Origin of the sequence: Shewanella atlantica, assembly GCF_003966265.1 — a bacterium.
Classification (GTDB): domain Bacteria; phylum Pseudomonadota; class Gammaproteobacteria; order Enterobacterales; family Shewanellaceae; genus Shewanella; species Shewanella atlantica.
In genome coordinates this window covers 166,377-187,763 of record NZ_RXNV01000006.1, presented here as the reverse complement: position 1 = coordinate 187,763, position 21,387 = coordinate 166,377, and the positions used below count along the sequence as shown (strand labels likewise).

Below are 21,387 nucleotides of genomic sequence, written 5' to 3'. Positions count from 1 at the left end.
TATCGGAGGATGCTGTGAGTGAAAATTTAGAGAGGCGGAGGTTCCTTAAGTGTTTAGGAGCCAGCTCTTTGATTATTGCACCGCTAGGGTGTAGCTCTGTCAAAGAGGATGGGGAGAGTAATAAACCCCACTACACAATGGTGTTCGACCAAAATAAGTGTACCGGATGCGGTGAGTGTAAGCTTGCCTGTACCACTGCAAATAATTTACCTGAAGGTAAATCACGGCTCCTGCTTGAACAGCAGTCCGGTGGCGTTGTGGGCGAGAAGTGCCCTCATTGCGGAAAACTTGAATGTGATTGTGAACGTAAATATGTTCGAGTTTCTTGTCAGCAGTGTAAGAACGCTCCCTGTGTCACTGTGTGTCCAACGGGTGCAGCGCATCGAGATGAGAAAACCGGCATCGTCACTATGGATGCAAGTAAGTGTGCAGGTTGTAAATACTGTATCGGTGCTTGTCCATATGATGCCCGCTTTATCAACAAAGAAACTGATGTTGCTGATAACTGCGATTTTTGTTTGAACTCAAAACTGTCTAAGGGTGAACTGCCTGCCTGTGTTCAAGCTTGTCGGTACGATGCATTAATTTTTGGTGATCTCAATGATCCAAACTCCTATGTAAGTAAGTTGCTCAGAGTGAAAGATGCAGTTCGAATGAAGCCTGGCTTCGGAACTGAGCCTAGTTTGCGCTACATACCCATAGTTAAGTTAGGAGTGTAATAATGGACGGTAGTATTGAATTTACCATGGGGCTATCTCAAGGGATTGCCTGGCCTTGGCCGATTGCTGTTTATCTGTTTTTTGCTGGGATCTCTGGTGGTGCACTCTCTGTTGCACTGTTTATCCGATTCTATAAGCAGCAAACTGAGAATACAGCATTTCTGAAAGCGGCATCTTTACTGTCGCTGGTAACGATATCACTGGGAATGTTATGTCTGGTATTAGACTTGACTAACCCGCTGTTTTTCTGGCGAATACTTGTCTTCTATAACCTTAACTCTGTCATGTCTATTGGTGTGATTGCGTTATCGGCTTATATACCGTTAGTTGCCCTGGTGACGCTGTTTGCAATGGAAGATGAGATCAGGGCATTTCCTGCGTTGCATTTTCTGTTGCCTGTCATCGCTAAGTTGCGTGGAGTACGTGTCCCGTCAGAGAGAGTGGTATTGGTGCTTGCGCTGTCTGTGTGTGCCTACACCGGCTTCCTGATTTCGGCGTTAATTCGCTTCCCAATTATCAACACCTCGGTATTGCCGGCACTTTTTGTTGCATCGGGCCTTTCTGCCGGTGCTGCAGCTGCAAAAATGTTGGCTGTTGGTCTGTTTAAAGAGGAGGTACACAGCAGCGACATGAAGATTTTGCATGGTATTGAGTGGCCAATTATGGCTGCCGAAATCCTGTTTATCTTTATGATTGCTATGTCTCTGTTTACAGGTAATGCAGGTATGCAAAGTGCCTTTGCTGCTTTTCATAGTGGTACCTGGGCGAGTGTCTTCTGGATTGGTATTGTCGGAATTGGCTTTGTCGGCCCACTGTTCTTGAACTTTGCAACAGGTAAAGCATTCAGCCATTCGGCTAAGGCGCTTTATATGTCTGGTATGTGTGCGGTTACCGGCATGATGTGTCTGCGTTTATTTATCATCTACGCCGGCCAAAACCATGGCATTTAGTTACCTATACATCTGAACTAAGGTGTTTTGCTGGTCAATATTAATTGGAAATAATAGTGAGTTTTCCATCGGAGTGCGTTCCCCTAAGCGTATCTTTCGATGTGGTGAATCCCTATTTGCATGAGCCATTATTGATTAAATGAGACTAGCTGTGAGTAAGCCGGCTCCTGTTGAATCGCCCCTGCAAGGTTGTAACAGGAGCTTGGCCTGAAAGCATCATTGGAGACAATATGAAAAAGTTAATCTGTACATTATTCCTGATCCCAACGCTCTTCGCCTGTACTCAAGGCGCTGCAGATGTTCAACAAGTTAAAGCCGAAGCAATTGAAAAGCATGAACGATGTCACCTGTGCGGGATGATGATCACTAAATACCCGGGTCCTAAGGGGCAAGTTCATCTGAAAGGGCAATCGGTTGTACCTAAGTTTTGCTCTACCCGAGATATGTTTAACTTTTCACTGCAGGCCGAAAATAAGCGCCAGATTTCTGCGTTATTTGTTCATGATATGGGGTCGACGGATTGGGATCACCCGAGTGATGATGCCTTTATCGATGCCAAAGCGGCTTGGTATGTATACGGTACCAGTAAAAAAGCGGTCATGGGACCTGCAGTTGCCAGTTTTAAGAGTGAATCTCAGGCCGTGAAGTTTGCCCAAGAGTATGGCGGCGCCGTTCTTCCGTTCGAACAGGTCGATATTGCCCTGCTATCCGGCGAGTAACAGACAGTAATTCGATGATAAATATCGTGAAAAATGCCCTTCTTCGTCAAATGCTCAGACATAGGTGTCAATGTCATGGCTTCAAACTCTTGTTTGCGCTTGTGACTTTATGCCTGTTTATGCTGTCAGCCCTGCTCTTCTCTTCGGTGAGTTTTGCTGCGACCTACAGTGTTAGCGATTCCGAAGAACTTAAGGCACTTTTAGCAGAGTCCCGCCGGGGAGACTCAATTTTACTGCGCGCCGGAATCTATCCGGGGCAGTTTGAGATCCACCATGGGATCACATTAGCGGGGGAGAAGGGTGCCGTCATCGATGCGCAGGGCAGAGGTAGTGCCATCATCATCTTCGCTTCCGATGTGACTATTAAGAACCTTGAGATCCAGAATTGGGGAGCCGATCTTTACGAGCGAGACTCCGCCATCTTAATCCAGGATTTTGCTAATCGAGCGAGAGTCGAATCTAACCGGTTAACCGGTGGCGGTTTCGGTGTTTGTGCCGAAAACTCGGCGAATATTACCGTCTCTGACAATATCATCTCCGGAGACCCCGAGCGGTATAAATTAGACAGAGGCGATGGTATCTATCTCAAGAGGGTTGAGTCGCCGGTGATCGAAGGCAATCAAATCTTCCATGTCAGAGACGGAGTTTATATCGAGGAAGGGAAGCGCAGCCTGGTGATTGATAATCGATTCTCCGAGCAACAATACGGTATTCATTATATGTATTCCAAGCATGATGAGGCCTACGGCAATGAGGCGATGAATGTCGATGGTGGCTATGCCTTGATGAGTTCAGAAGATATCAATCTATATCGTAATCGCGTCAGTGGAGCCAGAGAATTCGGGGTATTACTCAACATGACCCATAACTCGAACGTATCCGCGAATCGGGTATCGGAAGCACATAACCCTCAAGGAAAAGTTGAGCTTGGAAATGAGGGCAAAGGGATCTTTGTTTATGGTGCCTTAGATAATGAAATCAAGCATAACCTCTTTACAACCAGTGATATAGGTATCTATATGGCAATGGGGGGAGAGGGCAACCTTGTCTATGGCAACCACTTTGTGAATAACAGAACTCAAGTTAAGTATGTCGGGGATCAACTTCTGGAGTGGAGTAATGATAACAGAGGTAATTACTGGAGTGGTTATATGGGCTGGGACAGTAACAGGGATGGCATTGCCGACAACTCATACCGACCCAATGACGGCTTAGATAAGCTTTTTTGGCTTTATCCTGAAGCTGGTTTCTTAATGAATAGCCCTGTGGTGGCTCTGCTTAGATGGGTACAAAGCCAATTTGAGTTCACAGAGCCTAATGGCATTGTGGATAGTTTCCCCCTGATCTCTGCCGATATGGAGTTGTGAGGTTGTTATGAATGAAATTCCGATAAAGCTGACCGATATTGGCCTCAAATACGATGACTTTACCGCCTTAGACGGAGTCAGTTTTGAGGTTGAATCCGGGCAGACAATGGCGCTTCTGGGTCATAATGGTGCCGGAAAATCCAGTTTAATCAAAATTATACTTGGGTTAATCACACCCAGCTCAGGTTCTGTAAATATTATGGGCTCGCAGGGGAAATTATCTCACCATAAGCATAAAATTAATCTGGGTTACCTGCCTGAAGATGTTAGTTTTTACGACAAGCTAACCGGTAGGGAGGTGTTGAACTACTTTGCGGCCCTTAAGCGAGTGCGTCCAACTCGTGTCGCCGATCTTATCGATGAGTTTGGGCTTGGTTATGCTCAGGACAGACAGCTTAAGACCTATTCGAAAGGGATGAAACAACGCTTGGGTGTGGCACAGGCCATATTATCTGAGCCGGGCATCTTGTTACTCGATGAGCCCACTGTCGGACTGGATCCTCAAGCTTCTAAATTTCTCTATGGAAAAATCAATCAGCTGAAACAGGCTGGATGCGCTGTAGTAGTGAGTACTCATGAACTCTCGCTTGTCGAGTCTCATATGGATACCGCTTTGATAATGTCTAAAGGGAGGCGACTGGCGCTGGGAACAAGCTCTGAGCTGAGTGCCGGCAGTTCGATTAAGACCGGGATTGAGTTCGCCGAACTGGCTTCATGGGTTGAGCGTGATCACTACTTGAGGCGCTTTTTTATCGATGGCCGCTTACAGGTAGAGTCGGCTCAAAAGCAACAAATGATTAAGTATTTAGTATCACAGTGTCAGATCTTCGATTTCACCTTACATAAGCCAAAGCTCGAAGATATTTATCATGATTTGATGATGCATCCCCTTGTGGATCAGTCAGCACAGCAATAATAGAGTGTATATGAACAAACTAACATCTCCCGTTTTGATTATCGCCGCTAAAGAGATATGTGATTGCTCCCGAAATCATTGGATGGGCTTCATGGGTAGCATCTTTTTGCTACTCTCTTTGAGTGTGACTTTTGCCGGTAGTGCAGTAACCGGAAGTCTCTACCTTCCGGATCTAGCCAGCTTGATGAGTAGCCTGTCGACCATATCGGTATTTATCATCCCTTTAGCGGCAATCTTACTCAGCTATGATAGCTTCGTCGGTGAAGATGAGTCCGGAACTCTGCTCCTGCTGCTCTCCTACCCTCTGACTCGATCGCAAATCCTCTGTGGGAAATTACTCGGGCACATGACTGTTATGCTGTTGGCAACCGGTTTTTCCTTCGGGCTGACGGCAATACTGTTACTGCTAATCGGTGAGCAATATCAAGCTTCTGAGTTAATAGCTGCATTTGCTCAGTTCCTGCTAAGTAGTAACTTGTTGGCCTTGACCTTTATTTTATTCAGTTACATCGTCAGTCTTAAAAGCACTGAGAAGGCCAAGGCGGTGGGCTGTCTGCTCTTGGTGTGGTTTCTGTTTGTACTTATCTATGATCTGTTATTACTGACGATTTTGGTTTCAGATCTCTCTTTCGTGAATCAATATGTCGTGAATATATTAATTGCGTTAAGTCCGACCGATCTCTATCGGGCCATTAACCTGATGGCTATCGATGGGGGAGACGCGAGAGGGAGTCTTGCGATGATCTCTCAGAGCGATTGGGGGTTAGCGGGGACGTATGCCTTGATGTTGTCATGGATAGCGGTGTTAAGTTGGATCTCTCATGGTGTTTTTAAGCGTAAACGCCTTTGATTCAGCATGAAAAGTGACAACGGCTTAACCTAAAATTTAATGGCAATAACCGATTGTAACTATGCGCGATAATGGATTTATTTTCGGTTAGAGTTTCGAGCGTATTCACCTGCTTTTAACCTTGAATATCATTAAATTCTAAATTTGTGAACATTACCTTTAAATAGGGGGACGCACACTACAAATTATGAGTGAATTATCACATTCTCCTCGATTGCATAATTGTAAAATTTAGAGTGTTGTTAAAGTGACAAATAACGCAATAAGCATAGAGAAATAGTAGGGGTTAATGGTGTTAAAAATCACTCCTTATCTGGAGTTAGATACAGAAGCCAATCATTTAGTTGATCACGTAAATGGCAAGAATATTAGCCTGACATTCTCTGAGTCTGCGGTGCTGAATCGCCTGCTACTCTCTTCCAACTCTGTCTGCTCTAAAGATGAGCTGCTCAGTGCCGGTTGGCCCGATCGCGTGGTTGCAGCAACATCCTTAACTCAGTGTATCAGTACGCTGCGTAAGAAACTCGATCCCTATAGAGAGGTGCAACTCAAAACGATTGCTCGTCGTGGATATCAGCTGCATATATCGACACAATCTCATGTGAAAATGTTGGCCGTTAATGATGCCGAGTCTATGCGAGCAGCTATTGTCGATGTCTCACTGGTGGTAAAAATTTCGGGTATTTTGTTTGCGTTATTTTTGGTTTTACTCGCCTGGTACTCTAGTGATTACCACAAGGTAAATAAGAGCTTGTCTCTTTGGAGCGCCGATAAGCAGGTTGAGCTTAAAATTGGCGGGATCACCGGAGATGCGCAGCTGCTTTATAAAGATGGCGCTCCTCACCTCCATCCATCCATGTGGGAAAAGCATCTCGATTCTGATGGTAATTACCTTACCTCCTACCCGGGTTTTAATGCATTTGTAGCCACTGATGGTACAAATTACTCGATGGCCATCTGTCCGGGCGATGATAAAGAGCTGTGCTCCGGAAACGGATTAATCAATATCACCTCCGTCGACTCTGAGCCAGCTGGCTTAAATATGAAAGATTTTGCCGAGTTGTCGAAAAAGATGGAGCAGAGGATTCGCTACAACCGAATCATGTTGCCTGAGAGCGAAGAGGGTGTCGGGGCGCTTATCGAGCATCACTATCATGCCGATGTCTATTTTCCAGTGAAGGGGGAGTTGCTGATCAGGTCTGATATCAGTATGTCTCTCATCTATGATTCGGACAATACGGGTGAGTTTCACTCTTCGACCTGTATTACCGACGAGGATTGTCTGACAACGCCGATAAAGTACAAGATAAGGGGCAAGTTTAAGCAATACAGCGAGACAATTGATGATCTCAAAGTCGATGCTTTTCAGGTGAGCGTACAGCAGAAAGATCTGATTAAACCCGAGAGACTCAATGCCTCGGCGGTTCCCTTTTATCGTGATCTGAGAAAGCGCGATATTAAGGATGAAGAGCTCTACTTCTTCCGTATATATCAGAATGATAAGACCGCGGTATGGATCACACCTCTATTCGGTCAGGTTACGGCATGGTACAAATATGACAAGGTCGATATCTAATACCTATTTGGTACGATTCCTACCCTGTCAGTTGAAGCCCGTATAGATTACGGGCTTTTTTGTATTTGGTCGTTTCGTTTCTTCCGCAAGGCGGTTATGTCCACATCTCTCTCAGCCTCTTTACAAGCCACTGAGGCAGATTACATGCCCAAAGCAGGGCTAGCTTTACATTCCTTCCTCAGCTAGCGTACTCGTCCCGTGACAGGTTATACCGATTGGTATTATTCACATCCCGGTTTTATTCCTTCTCAGATACTCTGCCTGCTCTCTCACTTCAATACCTTATTGTGACCCACTCAAGATTTTGCTCACTTCTTCATCATTTTTTGACCCTAAACAGAACTAAAAGAACGACTTTTATTTCTAAAATGATATTTTTTGAAATGTTTAACCTACTGAATTTAATTGTAAATATTGGTTTTACATCTGATTGAACCTGATGTTTTTTTTAGTGTGCTTTGAAGCAAATTTTTACTGTTTTTTATCTGGAAAATAGGTGTTGCTCAGTTGTTTAGGTCAATCGGTGAACGGTTAGATTCAAAAAAGCATGTTTATAAAGACATGCCAAAAACATGAAAAATAAAACAATGATAAGTAGGAGTGAATGATGAGACGATGGAAACACAAGGTAGCCTTAAGTGTGCTGTTTTGTTTTGGTGCCATTGCCAATGCGAACGCTGCCGGAAAGTATGACAGCATACCTCAAATGGGAAAAACGGCTAAAGAGTCGATTGCTAATTACCAGGGAACAGAGAAGATCAATGGCGTGAAAACGCTGCACGATTACATTGTGCAAGAGGAGGAGTTGTTCGATTTCCTTTTTGAAAATCATCCGATGTTTAAATACCAGGAAGCGGGAAATCTGGTCGGTGATTACCACATCAGTGATCGTGGCGAGGAATATCTCGATACCGGCCACAGCCCTAAATACTCTAAGCGTGTAGGAACGCCTCGAGCGGTACAGTATCGCCTCGGTGCTAAATCAATTCTTGATTATCCAAATAACTTCGTAGGTCCTGAAAAGTGTGCCGAATGTCATGCGACTCAATATGAGAAGTGGCAGCGTTCGCGTCATGCTAAAACAATTCGTTTCCCAGGTGATCACCCTGAGGTCGATAACGATCTTGAACAAACCATGTATGAGACAAAAGATACCTCTATCTTGCCAGACGGTATTACTCCAGATGCTATCTATGCAACCGTAGGTACACCTCGTACTAAGTATGGTTTTATCGATGCATGGATGGTGCGTGGTACCTATCATATCGAAGGCGGTCTGCTTAAAGATGGTACGGGTAAGATGGTTGCCGGTGCTAACCAGTTCTCTCGTGGTTGGGCAGAGTGGTTAACACCTGAGATGGCGAAGAAGATTAACGACGTTATTCCTGCCTTCCCTACAACACTTGAAGCCTTCGGCGCTTCGGGTTCACATCAGAAGGGGATGAGCTCATACGGTGCGAAATACCGTGAAGCCATGCTGTTCCAACCAGCGAGTTCTTACTGTGAAGTTTGTCATACCTTCAAGTTCGACTTCCAAAGCAAGCAAGAGTACTTCGATGCCTTAGGTAATCCTGAAGAGCTACGTAAGCACACCATCAGCAAAGGTATTGCCTGTGAAGAGTGTCATGGCGCAGGTGGTCACTTAGATGGTGGTACCGGTGGCATGCAGTCTAACTGTGAGCGTTGTCACCAGCGTTTCCAGTATGACGATACCTTAGCCGACACGCCTCAAGCACAAGAGAAGGGCGAGTATGCCTTCGGCGTGAAGATGAAGTCACTATGTCCATCTTGTGGTACCGAAGGTTCTCAGATGTATAACTCTGAGCACTACGAGAAAGGCATGCGTTGTACTACCTGTCACGATCCGCACGAAGTCACCGATGGCGATTGGAAGTCAGGTTTCACTAAGCCAAAGCTTAAGAAAGACTGTAAAGATTGTCACGAAGCTCAAACGTTAATCGCGAGCAACACAGATAGCCATAGCGAGCAGACGTGTCAAAGCTGTCACATGCCTAACATGGGTAGCTGTGAGAACTTCAAGGCGATGCAGTTCCCTGATCAAGCTGGCTTCGACGCCGTTCGTAAGTCACACATGTGGAAGATCGATGTCGACCCAACTCGTAAGACACTTAACCCACCAGAAGGAAAGCCACGTACCGGTGGACCAGAAGGCGTTAAGGGTTGGACCGTTGCTAAGAACGAAGAGGGACGTAACTACTTAGATCTTATGTGGTCTTGTGCACGTACCGCAATCTCTGATCACGATGTAGTTGAGAACAAAGGTTGTCACAGTCAGTTCCAGTCTGAGCTTGAAGTTGGCTTACATTACGAAGATCAGAAAGAGATCTACGGTGAAGTGATGAAGTGGCAGACGCCGGTTAAAGAGGTGCATGCCAAGGTTGAGCAAGCGCTTGAGCGTATCGACCAGCTACTCGAAGTCACTAAGCTGTCTGTTGAAGACAAGACTCAGGTACTGATGCTAGCCGAGAAAGCACAAGAGACCGTTGACCTGATCACTAAAGATGGCTCTTGGGGTGTACACGGTTTCCGTTACAGCCAGAAGCGTCTGGATGCTGCACTTACTTATGTAACACAAGCGCAAAACATCTTAGATGGAACGGGTTACGCGGCTAAATAAGGCTTGCTGACTCATTAGCAAAACCTACCCCGGTACCTCAGCGGATTAGAGGTACCGAGGTAAACAAGAGATAAAAATATGAAGAAAGCACTTGGTCAAATCATAGTTTCAATCGCTTTACTCTTGAGTACTACAAGTTGTTTTGCAGGAAGTGGTTCAGACTTTGGCCCAGCTAAGGTCTATGAGCATCAACTTAACCCTATCTCCATGATGGAAGCGGAAACGCTGGTGGGTAAAGAGGGGGTCTACTTTTTTGATGTTAATACGCTTGAGCTTTGGGCCGAGGGATTTATTCCAGGTGCTATCTATTTCAACGTGAAAGATTGGAAAAAGCTACTTCCTCAGAACAAAGATACGGTCATGGTTTTTTACTGTGCCAACCGTCTGTGTAACGCCAGTGAAATAGCGGCAAGAGCCGTGATGAAACTGGGTTATACCGGAGTAAGACATATGTATGACGGAATATATGGGTGGCGTTTATCTAACAGAGTGACGGAAAGACCATAACAGATGGATCTGCAGTAAAGCTCAGAATTAAAGATGTTTGACTAATTTAAGAGAAAATTGATATGAAAAAATTTACTAAAAGTTCCCTTGCTGTGATCACTGGTCTCTCTCTGTTTGTATCTGGTTACAGCATCGCCGCTGACGATACCTCCACAGATGTGCAAAAACAGTCCTATAGCATAGGTGCTTCATTGGGTAAGTATGTTTCCAGTCAGATATACAGCCAAACACAGTTAGGTGCCGAGGTCGATGTCGATCTAGTGGTGAAAGGCGTGATCGATGCGCTTAAAGGGGAGCAGAAATACACGGATGAAGAGGTGTTAACTTTTCTCAACCAGCGTGCCGAACAGTTAAATGCAGCCCGTGAGGCAGAGGATGCCCGAATTGCCCTTAAGAACATGACCGAAGGTAGCACATACCTTGCCAACAACAAGAAGAGTGACAAGGTTACGGTCACAGAGTCTGGTCTGCAATACGAAGTCATCACTATGGGAGAGGGGCGTAAGGCGAACCCTGAAGATGTGGTAACGGTTCACTATAAGGGGCTGTTAATTGACGGCACCGAATTTGATAACTCCTATGAACGTGATGAGCCGAATCGCTTTGCGTTGATGAGTGTTATTGAAGGATGGCAAGAGGGGATCACCCTGATGCCACAGGGCTCTACCTTCAAGTTTTCTATACCGTCTGAACTGGCCTACGGCGAAAAACAAGTTGGCATTATTCCGCCGAGCTCCACATTAGTTTTTGAAGTCGAGTTAGTCAAAGTTGAAGAGCCTGGTGAGAATTCTCACGGTATGGGGCTAAGCGGAATGGGTATGGGAGGAATGATGGGAACGGGCAAAGCCCACTAACAATAACAGGATTTCAATTACAGAAATTCGACATGTTTAATTCGTTTTTAGAGAGTCACTATGAATAGTCTTGCTATCGGTATCGGGGTAACACTTTGTGCTTTTATAGCGCTGATTTGGCGGCATCATCTCCGGTGTCACAATCAAGGGGTCATTCATATTGCGAAGCAGTCAAACGCATGTGATAGCGAAGTGATTACGTCTTCTTTAGACATAAAGATACCTGTGCTGCTATCCATAGTGCTCCTTTTTACGAGCGTATCGCTTTACTCACAACTGGGTCACTTCAGTGACTGGGATAAAGGGATCCTAGATGAACATATTGATTACCTGATCACCGCAGATATCAATAAAAATGCAAAAACAGTTAATGAGCAACCAAACAATGAAATTGCATTATTAAATTTGGCTCAATCTTATGCCGATGGTGGGCTTTATTCAGATTCAGTGAAAACCTTCGATGAACTACTCAAGTTAACGGGCGATGATGCAGGCATTTTAGGCATGAAAGCCAATGCCATGTATTACCGGGATAACCGAGTGATAAGTCTAGATATCGATCTCGTTATCGCCAGAGCTCTCGCCATCGATGAATATGAATTCCAGTCCAGATTACTACTGGCCACTCATGCATACCTTAATGGAGATTTTGAAGAAGCCATTAAGCAGTGGGAGTTGTTACTCAAGAGTGATAGCCAAAGCTTTAATAGAGACTCAATTAATAATGCAATTTTAAGAGCCGAGCAAAAAATAGCTAATCGTTCAGTGACTGCATCTGAGTAGAGTCACGTTAAACCGAATAAATATAAAACAGATCAGCAAAATAGCTGATAGATGGAGGATGCTGTGAGTGAAAATATAGAGAGACGGAGGTTCCTTAAATGCTTAGGGGCCAGCTCTTTGATAATAGCGCCCTTAGGGTGCAGTTCGGTCAAAGAGAAGGAGTCAGATGCAAACAAGCCCCATTATGCGATGGTGTTTGATCAAAATAAGTGTACTGGCTGTGGTGAGTGTAAGGAGGCCTGTAATTTAGCTAACAACTTACCTGAAGGTAAGTCTAGATTGTTGTTGGAGCAACATTCTGGTGGGCTGGAAGGGCAGCCTTGTCCACACTGCGGTAAGACAACTGAATGTGGTTGTGAACGTAAGTTCGTCCGAGTGTCGTGTCAGCAGTGTAAGAATGCTCCGTGTGTCACCGTATGCCCAACTGGTGCGGCCCACAGAGATGAGAAAACCGGCATCGTGACTATGGATGCGAGCAAATGTGCAGGTTGTAAATACTGTATCGGTGCTTGTCCTTACGATGCACGCTTTATCAATAAAGAGACCGATGTCGCCGATAACTGCGATTTTTGTCTACATAGCAAACTGGCGATTGGCGAGCTACCGGCCTGTGTTCAGAAGTGCCGTTATGACGCATTGATCTTTGGTGATATCAAGGATCCGACATCCTATGTCAGTAAGTTGCTAAGGGTAAAGGATTCTGTGCGTATGAAGCCTGGATTTGGTACCGAGCCAAGTCTTAGATACATACCTATTGTTAAGCTGGGGGTATAGAGATGGACGGTTCAATGGAATTCACTATGGGGCTGTCTGATGGTATCGCCTGGCCCTGGCCAATTGCGGTATACCTGTTCTTTGCAGGGATATCGGGTGGTGCGATAGCTACAGCGATATTTATTCGTTTCTATAAAGGCCAGACGGAAAATACACCTTTCTATAAGGCGGCTGCACTGATCTCGTTTGTGACCATCAGCTTAGGTATGTTGTGTCTGGTTTTAGATTTGACCAATCCACTGTTCTTCTGGCGGATACTGGTTTACTACAACCTTAACTCAGTGATGTCGATAGGTGTTATTGCACTGACTGCGTATATTCCGCTGGTTGCCTTAATCACCTTGCTCGCTTTCGAAGATGAGATCCGTAAAATCCCTGCATTGGGCATATTACTACCAGTGATTGAGAAGCTAAAAGGAGTGCGTCGCCCGTGTGAGGTTGCAGTACTGATTCTGGCTATGGCGGTGTGTGCGTATACCGGATTCTTGATCTCTGCTTTGATCCGCTTCCCTATCATTAATACCTCTGTTCTGCCGGCACTATTTATTGCGTCTGGTATTTCAGCCGGTGCAGCAAGTGCAAAAATGCTGGCTGTTTCAATGTTTAAGGAAGAGATGCACAGCCAAGATATGAAGCTTCTACATGGTGCTGAATGGCCAATCATGGCAGCCGAGATCCTGTTTATCTTTATGATTGCTATGTCTCTGTTTACCGGTAATGCAGGTATGCAAAGCGCGTTCTCAGCCTTCCATGTAGGTGACTGGGCCGGTGTATTTTGGCTTGGGGTTGTAGGGGTAGGATTTTGTGGCCCACTATTACTTAATTTTGCAACGAGTAAGCGTTTTAGTCACTCAGCGCAAGCCTTCTATGCATCAGGTGTATGTGCTGTCACTGGCATGATGTGCCTGCGGTTATTTATCATCTATGCCGGTCAGAATTTTGCGATTTAACCCGGAACTGTAATTGCCCTCACTCCTGATACGCCGCCCTGCAAGGTTTGTATCGGGAGTAGCGTAAACAGTTACAGCTATACCGACTCACGCCTTATCGCTTTTTCCCTGCAAGGTATCGATAAGGTGTTGAGTGTTACCCCATCACTTCTTATCGAGTTGGACAATGTATGAAAAAACTTATTCTCATCTTGTTGGTTATCCCAGTTCTTTTTGCATGTAGCCGAGGTGATGCCATTACTAAGTCTATAGAGGCTCAAGCTATTCATGATCATGAGCGTTGTCACCTGTGTGGCATGATGATAACGAAATACCCGGGTCCTAAGGGCCAATTACACCTAAAAGGTGAAGAGATAGTTCCTAAGTTTTGCTCGACCAGAGATATGTTCAATTTCTCTCTTCAGGCGGAGAATCAGCGTCAGATCTCCGCGCTTATGGTCCATGATATGTCTGCAACCGAGTGGGCACATCCGGATGATAAGTACTTTATTGATGCGACTCAGGCCTGGTATGTGTATGGGACGAGCAGAAAAGCTGTGATGGGGCCTGCCGTCGCCTCGTTTGCCACCGAAGAGGGGGCCGTTCAATTTGCTAAAGAGTTCGGGGGAGCCGTATTAGGCTATGAACAGATCACCCTCGAGCTACTCGCCGGCGGGTAACCGCCTATGATCCGCATCTGTATTTTGGCAGTTGTTCTTGGTTTCTCCGGCCTCTCTCAGGCCGGAAGTATCAAGGTATTTGACGCCAACAGCCTCAGGTTAGAGTTAGAAAATGCCAAGCCGGGCGATCACATCATACTCAGTCCTGGTCTATATGAAGGCCGGTTCGACATCGACCGTTCTCTCTCTCTTTCCAGCCGTGGCGATAGCATTATCGATGCTCAGGGAGAGGGAAGTGCTATCACTATCCACGCCTCAGGTGTAGAGATTTCGGGTCTCACTATTCGGCACTGGGGAAACGATCACTACGAGCGAGACTCGGGGATCTTGGTGATACAGGGCAGCGATGATGTCAGCATCAATAATAACTGGCTATCCGGCGATGGTTTCGGGATCAGAGCCGAAGCGCTAAATCGAATCAAGATTAATGACAACATCATCACCGGCAACGCTTCGCTGTTTAAACTCGATCGGGGTGATGGCATCCATCTCGACCATGTGATCGGGGCAGAGGTGTGGAGTAATGCCATCTCTCAAGTTCGCGATGGTGTCTATATAGAATCGGGAAGTCATAGCAAAGTATTCTCTAACCGCTTTTTCGATCAGCAGTACGGCATTCACTATATGTACTCCAGCATGGATGAAGCCTTCGGTAATCAAAGTTATCGTGTCGATGGGGGATACGCTCTGATGAGTTCAAAGCAGATCCATCTGCACAGTAATCAGGTTTGGGACGCCGTCGACTTTGGCATCTTGCTTAATATGACCCAAGATTCGGTCGTTGAGGGTAATCGAGTCGAGCAGATCCATAATCCAGCCGAAAACCCCATTCAGGGTAAAGAGGGAAAGGGGATCTTCATCTATGGTGCCAGAGATAATCGGGTGGTCGGAAATCGTTTTGCCCATTGCGATATCGGTTTCTATATGGCCATGGGCGGCGAGGGTAATCTGGTCTACGAAAATCAATTTTTCGATAACTTCAGTCAGGTTAAATATGTGGGCGATAAGCTACTGGAGTGGAGTAAAGATGGGCGTGGTAACTACTGGAGCGGATACCTGGGCTGGGATCACAACTCTGATGGTATTGGCAATAGTTCCTATCGGCCAAATGATAATATCGATAGGCTATTCTGGCTCTATCCGGAAGCTAACTTTTTGATGGGGAGCCCTATAGTGATGGTGCTTAGATGGGTACAGAGACAGTTTGAGATTGGTGAGCCCAGCGGCATCATAGATAGCTATCCACTATTGAATTTTAGCCCCCCATTCGATTTCGAATTTGGTGTTTCTCATTGAACGTTGAAGGTTACTCAGGAGGTAAGATGAATACTGCTGTTTCTGCCAGAAATATCAGCCACAATTTTGGCTCGAGTGTCGCGCTTGACGATGTGAGTTTCGAAATGAAACAAGGTCAAACGATGGCACTGCTCGGTCATAACGGTGCCGGTAAGTCGACTCTGATAAAGATCTTGCTCGGTTTGATAACGCCTACCGGAGGTGAGATACAGATATTAGGGCGAAATATCAGAAAAAACACCAATCGCTCAACCTTGAAGTTAGGCTACCTTCCTGAAAATGTAAGTTTTTACGACAAGTTGACCGGAGAGGAAATTCTAACCTACTTCGCTGAACTCAAGGGCGTAGGAAAAAACAGAGTCTGTGAGTTGATTGAGGAGTTTGGTTTAGGTTATGCCAAAGATCGGGCATTAAAAACCTACTCTAAAGGAATGAAGCAAAGGTTAGGCTTTGCTCAGGCTATTCTCTGTGAGCCGGAATTATTGCTGCTCGATGAGCCAACTGTCGGGCTGGACCCTGTCGCCTCTCAATTTCTCTATGGAAAAATTGATGAACTTAAGCGGCTCGGGTGTGCAGTGATTGTCTGCACCCATGAGCTATCACTCATTGAAAACAATATCGATACCGCCCTTATTTTAGGTCAGGGGCGGTGTCTGGCATCAGGAAATCTCAGTGAACTCAGATATGAGAGCCGGTTAAAGACAAGGTTAACCTCTCCTTCATTAGCCGCGCTGGTTAATGACAGCGAGCGGCTGGCCTCACTTTATACCGATGATGCGCTATTGCTGGATAGGGAAAGCAAGCAAGATGTGGTGCAATTTTTAACGTCTGAGTGTGGTCTGTTTGATTTTGCCTTGAAGGAACCCGGCTTAGCCGAGATCTATCATTTCCATATGAAAAAATGTACTCAGATTGGGGTCGTTAGCTAACATGTTATTACACTCACCAGTATTGGTCATCGCTAAAAAAGAGATCCGGGATAGCCTGAGGAATCGATGGGTAATCTTTATCTCTCTTATTTTTTTACTCCTGTCTCTTAGTGTTACGTTTGCAGGTAGTGCGGTTGTTGGCCAATTGTCGTTGCCGGAATTGGACGCCTTGATATCGAGTCTGTCCACAATTTCTGTATTTATTATTCCTTTAGCGGCGATGTTAGTCAGTTACGATGCCTTCGTTGGCGAGGATGAGTCCGGGACTCTACTGTTACTGCTCTCCTATCCACTGTCCAGATTTCAAATTTTATCGGGTAAGCTTATCGGGCATGGTGTGATAATGAGCTTTACTATCAGTTTCGCTTTTGGGCTGACAGCAGTGCTCTTGCTTCTATTCGGTGAAAACTATGATGTTGCCGCCACGTTAGGTCAGTTCAGTCAGTTTATTTTGACCAGTATCTTACTCGCGATCACCTTTATTTTATTGGGCTATATTGTCAGCTTAACAGCGACGGAAAAAGCCAAGGCGGTTGCGACGGTTCTGTTTGTTTGGTTTCTGTTCGTGCTCATCTATGATCTCTTGTTGTTGACGCTATTAGTTGCCGACATAACGTTCGTCAATCAGTACATTATCAATGTCTTAATTGCATTGAATCCTACGGATCTGTATCGCGCAATGAATCTTATCGGTACCGATGCGGGCAGCGGCAGCCTTGCAATATTATCTGCATCGGATTGGGGAAAAGCGGCACTCTACTTTGTGATGTCTTTGTGGGTTTTTGGTTTAATGTTTGTTGCCAACTTTGTCTTTAGACGTAGGCAGTTATAATGAATTATCTTGTTGGATTAACAGATGTAAAATGGCTTGGAACGCTCAATAAGCTTAGCTTTGGTAAAGGTTATTTTTGCCTTGGGTAAAATGAGTTTTAGGCTTGCCTTGTTGTCTTTGTGTAAACGATTAAATGCTATATATGTGAACGTAGGCGTCTTGATATTTTATATCTGATTTGATTTTGGGGTACAATCACATTCTTCAAGTAATTTATTAAGTAAACTATCACTAAGTTCATTGCTAACTCATTGATGTTAATTGATTCATAGAGGTTCAAGGTGCTAAAAATTACTCCTTATTTGGAGTTAGATGAAGAAGCTAAGCAATTAGTTGATCATGCTAATAATATGACCGTGACATTGACAGTGTCAGAGTCCGCTGTCTTACATCTGCTATTACTTTCTTCTGGCTCCGTTTGTTCTAAAGAAGACCTTCTCTCCGCAGGCTGGCCCGATCGCGTGGTTGCAGCTACATCGTTAACTCAGTGTATCAGTACTCTAAGAAAGAAGCTTGAAGCCTATCCTGAAGTGATGTTGAGAACGATTGCCGGGCGTGGTTATCAGTTGAATGTGTCTACCCGTTCTCATATTAAGATGCTTGCGGTTAACGATCCCGAGTCTGTGCGTGCGGCTATCGTAGATGTATCGTTGCTGGTTAAGTTCAGTGGCATACTCATAGCGTTAATGATTGGTCTGTCTATCTGGTATTTCAGTGATTACCATGGGGTGGTAAAAGACACCGCTAGTTGGAATGCAGATAAGTCTATCGAGCTGAATATCGGTGGCGTTAAGCAAGATGTTCAGTTGTTGTATAAAGATAATGTCGCACACCTGCACCCATCTATGTGGCAGAAACATCTGGCACCTGAAGTGAACCACTTAACTAATTTGAGCAAGTTTAATGGGTTCGCGCTTACCGATGGTAATTACTACTCTATGGCCGTGTGCCCCGATGCCGATGACAAAAGCTGTTCCGGCAAGGGTTTGATCAACATTACAGCGATCGATTTGACCCCAGCCGGGTTAAATATGAAAAACTTTGCGGCGTTAACCAAAAAGATGGAGCAAAGGATCCGCTATAACAGGGTCATCATTCCTCTTACCGAGCCGGGAACCAGCGGGTTTGTTGAACATCATTATCATGCCGATGTTTACTACCCGGTTCAGGGAAATATGTTGGTTAGATCCGATATCAGCTTGTCGCTCATTTATGAGGGAGAAGACTCTGGTAAGTTCTATTCTGCTGCTTGTATCACAGATGAAGAGTGCGCAACCACGCCGATTAAATACAAGATAAAGGGTAAGTTTAAGCAGTACCAAGAGCAGATTAACGGCATGGATGTCGATGTTTTTCATGTCAGGGTTGCCCAGAAAGAGCTGATAAAACCTGATAAGGTGAGCTCTTCCGCGATGCATTTTTATCGTGAAATAAGAAAGCATGAGATTGTGGAAGAGGACCTCTATTTCTATCGGGTCTATAAAGATAAGGACACGGCTGTGTGGATCGTACCAATTTTGGGCAATCTGGTTGCCTGGTATGAGTATGATAAAGTGAAGCTGTAAAGAAGGTCCTAGGAAAATCTAAGAAAGACACCAGATTTTAGGTTCGAGGGCGGCTGAAAAGAGCCTGCGAGTTCGGGCTATGCCCTACGAGAAAAAAGCAGCTGCTCTTTTCTCGTAGCAAAGCGTTCTCGTAACGCTTTTATACCGATTGGTATTACTTAATAAACGCGAAGGCATCGCCGTAGAGGTGATTCTCCTCTAGTCCCATAGTGCGGAACAGCTCCCGCGCCGTACCCACCATATCGAAACGACCTGCAATATAGATGTCATAGCCATTGAGGCTGACAAAGTCTGTCTTTATCTGGTCCAGAAGGTTAGCTTGCTTTCCCTTCCAGTCATCATCGGCCTGTTCTACGACAGGTACAAAATGCATCCATGGATGAGCATCATGCCATTCCCGTGCGATAGTCTCGTAATACATGGCATCCTGAGTTCGACAGCCCCAGTAGAAAGTTGTTTCCACCTGCAGATCTAATGCTATCTGATGTTCAACGATACTCTTGATATAGGAGAAGCCGGTGCCGCCTGCAATCATGAGGCGTGGACGTTTACTTTCATGACGCAGGTGAGCATCACCGCCAGGCACTTCAATCTCAATTGCGGCGTTGTTTTGTAAACACTCTTTCATGCGGTCTACAACCTGCATCGGGTAGCTCTCACTCACAGCCGCCCCGATATGCAGCTCAATATGTTCGGCATCGGGCGCGGAAGCAATGGAGAATGGACGTTTGTCATTTTCACCCATAACGACGCAAAGATACTGCCCAGCCTTAAAGTCAAAAGCTGTTTCAGGCTTTAGAATGATCTGAAAAACCGCCTCATTAAACGGGGTGACTTGTTCTATCTTACAGCGAATCGTTTTCATCTAACGTCCTTTTAATGCCCCTCTGTGGAGGCTTGCAATAATCGTTTAGCTAAATTCTATAAATAAATATCAATTATAGGGTAGGGGCATCGTCTATGCCCAAGTCGTCCCAGATGGTATCGATTCTTTGTTTTACGGCTTCATCCATCACGATTGGAGTACCCCATTCACGATCGGTTTCGCCTTCCCACTTGTTGGTGGCATCCATTCCCATTTTCGAGCCTAAGCCTGCAACGGGAGACGCAAAGTCGAGATAATCGATAGGGGTGTTTTCTATCATGACAGTATCGCGTTTTGGATCCATGCGTGTGGTAATGGCCCAGATCACATCATTCCAGTCACGGCAGTTAACATCTTCATCGACGACGACGATAAACTTGGTATACATAAACTGACGCAGGAAAGACCAGGCGCCCATCATCACTCGTTTTGCGTGGCCTGGGTACTGTTTACGTATCGAGATCACCGCCATGCGGTATGAACAGCCTTCGGGCGGTAGGTAGAAGTCGATAATTTCAGGGTACTGCTTGCGCAGAATCGGCACGAAGACTTCATTCAATGCCACGCCTAACATGGCTGGCTCATCAGGTGGACGGCCGGTGTAAGTGCTATGATAGATAGCGTCTTTTCGGTGTGTAATATGAGTCACGGTAAAGACAGGGAAAGAGTCGGTCTCGTTGTAGTAACCGGTATGGTCACCATAGGGACCCTCTTCGGCCATCTCTTCGGGATCGATATAACCTTCTAAGATGATCTCGCTGGTGGCGGGAACTTCCAGATCACAGCTCACGGCCTTGCAAACATCGGTGCGCTCACCACGTAAAAGCCCCGCGAAGGCATATTCGCTCATCGAGTCGGGTACCGGAGTCACGGCGCCTAAGATGGTCACGGGATCGCTGCCGAGTGCGACCACAACCGGGTAACGTTCACCGGGGAATTTCTCTTTAAAATCTTTAAAATCTAGCGCACCCCCACGGTGATCGAGCCAACGCATGATCAGTTTATCTTTACCGAGCAACTGTTGACGGTAGATCCCGAGGTTCTGCCGTTTCTGACGTGGTCCCTTAGTGATGGTCAGTCCCCAGGTTACCAGAGGAGCGACATCACCGGGCCAGCAGTGCTGAATAGGTAGTTTGGTCAGATCGACATCACTGCCGGTTTTTATTACTTCCTGACAGGGGGCGTTTCGAACCGTTTTCGGCGGCATATTCAAGGCTTGCTTGAACATAGGGATCTTGGAAATGGCGTCTTTAAAGCCTCGTGGTGGCTCAGGCTCCTTAAGGAATGCCAGTAGCTCACCCACTTCTCTCAGTGCGATGGGATCTTCTTTACCCAGTGCCATGGCGACGCGTTTCGGTGTGCCAAATAAGTTTGCCAATACGGGCATCTCGTTGCCAACCGGGTTTTCAAACAGCAGAGCCGGGCCCTTGGCGCGCAACACACGATCGGCGATCTCTGTCATCTCAAGATGGGGATCGACCGGGTGGCTGATACGTTTAAGTTCACCATTCGCTTCCAGGTGGCTTATAAAACTGCGTAAATCCTTAAAACTCATGTGGAATTACTCGCTGCTATTAAAATGTGATATGGCGCGCACTATACCATTTTTAGTACACATGTTTAACTGCTTAGGATTAT

At 45.6% G+C, this 21,387-nt stretch carries 20 protein-coding genes; 18 read left to right on the top strand and 2 right to left on the bottom strand.

The genetic code is table 11. From position 1 onward, the window contains the following. Positions 1–14: 14 nt before the first annotated feature. The 18 genes from EKG39_RS14680 (at position 15) to EKG39_RS14595 (ending at position 18,884) form a co-directional block, all read left to right on the top strand. Positions 15–719 carry a 4Fe-4S dicluster domain-containing protein gene (locus EKG39_RS14680; protein ID WP_126506499.1) on the top strand — a complete coding sequence of 235 codons (705 nt, stop codon included), beginning with the start codon at positions 15–17 and terminating at the stop codon, positions 717–719. A gap of 2 nt (positions 720–721) precedes the next feature. Then, positions 722–1,669, top strand: a complete 948-nt coding sequence (gene nrfD / locus EKG39_RS14675; protein WP_126506498.1) for an NrfD/PsrC family molybdoenzyme membrane anchor subunit — start codon at positions 722–724, stop codon at positions 1,667–1,669. Positions 1,670–1,899: 230 nt separating this feature from the next. Continuing rightward, a complete protein-coding gene (locus EKG39_RS14670; RefSeq protein WP_126506497.1) occupies positions 1,900–2,388 on the top strand; it encodes a nitrous oxide reductase accessory protein NosL in 489 nt (162 codons plus the stop codon). 119 nt (positions 2,389–2,507) lie between these two features. Continuing rightward, positions 2,508–3,755: a nitrous oxide reductase family maturation protein NosD gene (gene nosD / locus EKG39_RS14665; protein WP_425470179.1), complete on the top strand. Its 1,248-nt coding sequence runs from the start codon at positions 2,508–2,510 to the stop codon at positions 3,753–3,755. Between the two features lie 7 nt (positions 3,756–3,762). Continuing rightward, the gene (locus tag EKG39_RS14660; protein WP_126506495.1) at positions 3,763–4,671 is read left to right on the top strand and encodes an ABC transporter ATP-binding protein; all 909 of its coding nucleotides are present in this window, start codon (positions 3,763–3,765) and stop codon (positions 4,669–4,671) included. Positions 4,672–4,681: 10 nt separating this feature from the next. Further along, the gene (locus EKG39_RS14655) at positions 4,682–5,521 is read left to right on the top strand and encodes an ABC transporter permease (protein ID WP_126506494.1); all 840 of its coding nucleotides are present in this window, start codon (positions 4,682–4,684) and stop codon (positions 5,519–5,521) included. 292 nt (positions 5,522–5,813) lie between these two features. Continuing rightward, positions 5,814–7,097, top strand: a complete 1,284-nt coding sequence (locus EKG39_RS14650; RefSeq protein ID WP_126506493.1) for a winged helix-turn-helix domain-containing protein — start codon at positions 5,814–5,816, stop codon at positions 7,095–7,097. A 607-nt stretch (positions 7,098–7,704) separates the two neighbouring features. Continuing rightward, positions 7,705–9,735 (top strand): multiheme c-type cytochrome, encoded by a 2,031-nt coding sequence (locus tag EKG39_RS14645; RefSeq protein ID WP_126506492.1) that lies wholly within the window; start codon positions 7,705–7,707, stop codon positions 9,733–9,735. Positions 9,736–9,813: 78 nt separating this feature from the next. After that, positions 9,814–10,242 (top strand): rhodanese-like domain-containing protein, encoded by a 429-nt coding sequence (locus EKG39_RS14640; protein WP_126506491.1) that lies wholly within the window; start codon positions 9,814–9,816, stop codon positions 10,240–10,242. A gap of 62 nt (positions 10,243–10,304) precedes the next feature. Then, positions 10,305–11,096, top strand: a complete 792-nt coding sequence (locus EKG39_RS14635; protein WP_126506490.1) for an FKBP-type peptidyl-prolyl cis-trans isomerase — start codon at positions 10,305–10,307, stop codon at positions 11,094–11,096. A gap of 60 nt (positions 11,097–11,156) precedes the next feature. Beyond that, positions 11,157–11,879, top strand: a complete 723-nt coding sequence (locus EKG39_RS14630; RefSeq protein WP_126506489.1) for a tetratricopeptide repeat protein — start codon at positions 11,157–11,159, stop codon at positions 11,877–11,879. A 63-nt stretch (positions 11,880–11,942) separates the two neighbouring features. Continuing rightward, positions 11,943–12,653, top strand: coding sequence for a 4Fe-4S dicluster domain-containing protein (locus tag EKG39_RS14625; RefSeq protein ID WP_126506488.1), 711 nt, complete (start codon positions 11,943–11,945; stop codon positions 12,651–12,653). Between the two features lie 2 nt (positions 12,654–12,655). Then, a complete protein-coding gene (gene nrfD / locus EKG39_RS14620) occupies positions 12,656–13,603 on the top strand; it encodes an NrfD/PsrC family molybdoenzyme membrane anchor subunit (protein WP_126506487.1) in 948 nt (315 codons plus the stop codon). Positions 13,604–13,773: 170 nt separating this feature from the next. Further along, on the top strand, positions 13,774–14,262 hold the full coding sequence (locus tag EKG39_RS14615; protein WP_126506486.1) for a nitrous oxide reductase accessory protein NosL: 489 nt from the start codon (positions 13,774–13,776) through the stop codon (positions 14,260–14,262). Positions 14,263–14,268: 6 nt separating this feature from the next. Then, positions 14,269–15,558: a nitrous oxide reductase family maturation protein NosD gene (nosD, locus tag EKG39_RS14610; protein ID WP_126506485.1), complete on the top strand. Its 1,290-nt coding sequence runs from the start codon at positions 14,269–14,271 to the stop codon at positions 15,556–15,558. Between the two features lie 26 nt (positions 15,559–15,584). Then, positions 15,585–16,487, top strand: coding sequence for an ABC transporter ATP-binding protein (locus EKG39_RS14605; protein ID WP_126506484.1), 903 nt, complete (start codon positions 15,585–15,587; stop codon positions 16,485–16,487). Position 16,488: 1 nt separating this feature from the next. Further along, positions 16,489–17,319 carry an ABC transporter permease gene (locus tag EKG39_RS14600; protein WP_126506483.1) on the top strand — a complete coding sequence of 277 codons (831 nt, stop codon included), beginning with the start codon at positions 16,489–16,491 and terminating at the stop codon, positions 17,317–17,319. Between the two features lie 281 nt (positions 17,320–17,600). Further along, the gene (locus tag EKG39_RS14595; protein ID WP_126506482.1) at positions 17,601–18,884 is read left to right on the top strand and encodes a winged helix-turn-helix domain-containing protein; all 1,284 of its coding nucleotides are present in this window, start codon (positions 17,601–17,603) and stop codon (positions 18,882–18,884) included. Positions 18,885–19,038: 154 nt separating this feature from the next. Here EKG39_RS14595 and fre read toward each other — a convergent pair whose 3' ends face one another. Then, positions 19,039–19,749, bottom strand: coding sequence for an NAD(P)H-flavin reductase (gene fre, locus EKG39_RS14590; protein WP_126506481.1), 711 nt, complete (start codon positions 19,747–19,749; stop codon positions 19,039–19,041). A 73-nt stretch (positions 19,750–19,822) separates the two neighbouring features. Continuing rightward, on the bottom strand, positions 19,823–21,304 hold the full coding sequence (ubiD, locus tag EKG39_RS14585) for a 4-hydroxy-3-polyprenylbenzoate decarboxylase (protein WP_126506480.1): 1,482 nt from the start codon (positions 21,302–21,304) through the stop codon (positions 19,823–19,825). Between the last annotated feature and the right edge of the window lie 83 nt (positions 21,305–21,387).

Coding starts and splice junctions, on each gene's coding strand:
- nrfD (WP_126506498.1), top strand. CDS start 722: ATGGACGGTAGTATTGAATTTACCATGGGGCTATCTCAAGGGATTGCC.
- EKG39_RS14670 (WP_126506497.1), top strand. CDS start 1,900: ATGAAAAAGTTAATCTGTACATTATTCCTGATCCCAACGCTCTTCGCC.
- nosD (WP_425470179.1), top strand. CDS start 2,508: ATGCTGTCAGCCCTGCTCTTCTCTTCGGTGAGTTTTGCTGCGACCTAC.
- EKG39_RS14660 (WP_126506495.1), top strand. CDS start 3,763: ATGAATGAAATTCCGATAAAGCTGACCGATATTGGCCTCAAATACGAT.
- EKG39_RS14655 (WP_126506494.1), top strand. CDS start 4,682: ATGAACAAACTAACATCTCCCGTTTTGATTATCGCCGCTAAAGAGATA.
- EKG39_RS14645 (WP_126506492.1), top strand. CDS start 7,705: ATGAGACGATGGAAACACAAGGTAGCCTTAAGTGTGCTGTTTTGTTTT.
- EKG39_RS14640 (WP_126506491.1), top strand. CDS start 9,814: ATGAAGAAAGCACTTGGTCAAATCATAGTTTCAATCGCTTTACTCTTG.
- EKG39_RS14635 (WP_126506490.1), top strand. CDS start 10,305: ATGAAAAAATTTACTAAAAGTTCCCTTGCTGTGATCACTGGTCTCTCT.
- EKG39_RS14630 (WP_126506489.1), top strand. CDS start 11,157: ATGAATAGTCTTGCTATCGGTATCGGGGTAACACTTTGTGCTTTTATA.
- nrfD (WP_126506487.1), top strand. CDS start 12,656: ATGGACGGTTCAATGGAATTCACTATGGGGCTGTCTGATGGTATCGCC.
- EKG39_RS14615 (WP_126506486.1), top strand. CDS start 13,774: ATGAAAAAACTTATTCTCATCTTGTTGGTTATCCCAGTTCTTTTTGCA.
- nosD (WP_126506485.1), top strand. CDS start 14,269: ATGATCCGCATCTGTATTTTGGCAGTTGTTCTTGGTTTCTCCGGCCTC.
- EKG39_RS14605 (WP_126506484.1), top strand. CDS start 15,585: ATGAATACTGCTGTTTCTGCCAGAAATATCAGCCACAATTTTGGCTCG.
- EKG39_RS14600 (WP_126506483.1), top strand. CDS start 16,489: ATGTTATTACACTCACCAGTATTGGTCATCGCTAAAAAAGAGATCCGG.
- fre (WP_126506481.1), bottom strand. CDS start 19,749: ATGAAAACGATTCGCTGTAAGATAGAACAAGTCACCCCGTTTAATGAG.
- ubiD (WP_126506480.1), bottom strand. CDS start 21,304: ATGAGTTTTAAGGATTTACGCAGTTTTATAAGCCACCTGGAAGCGAAT.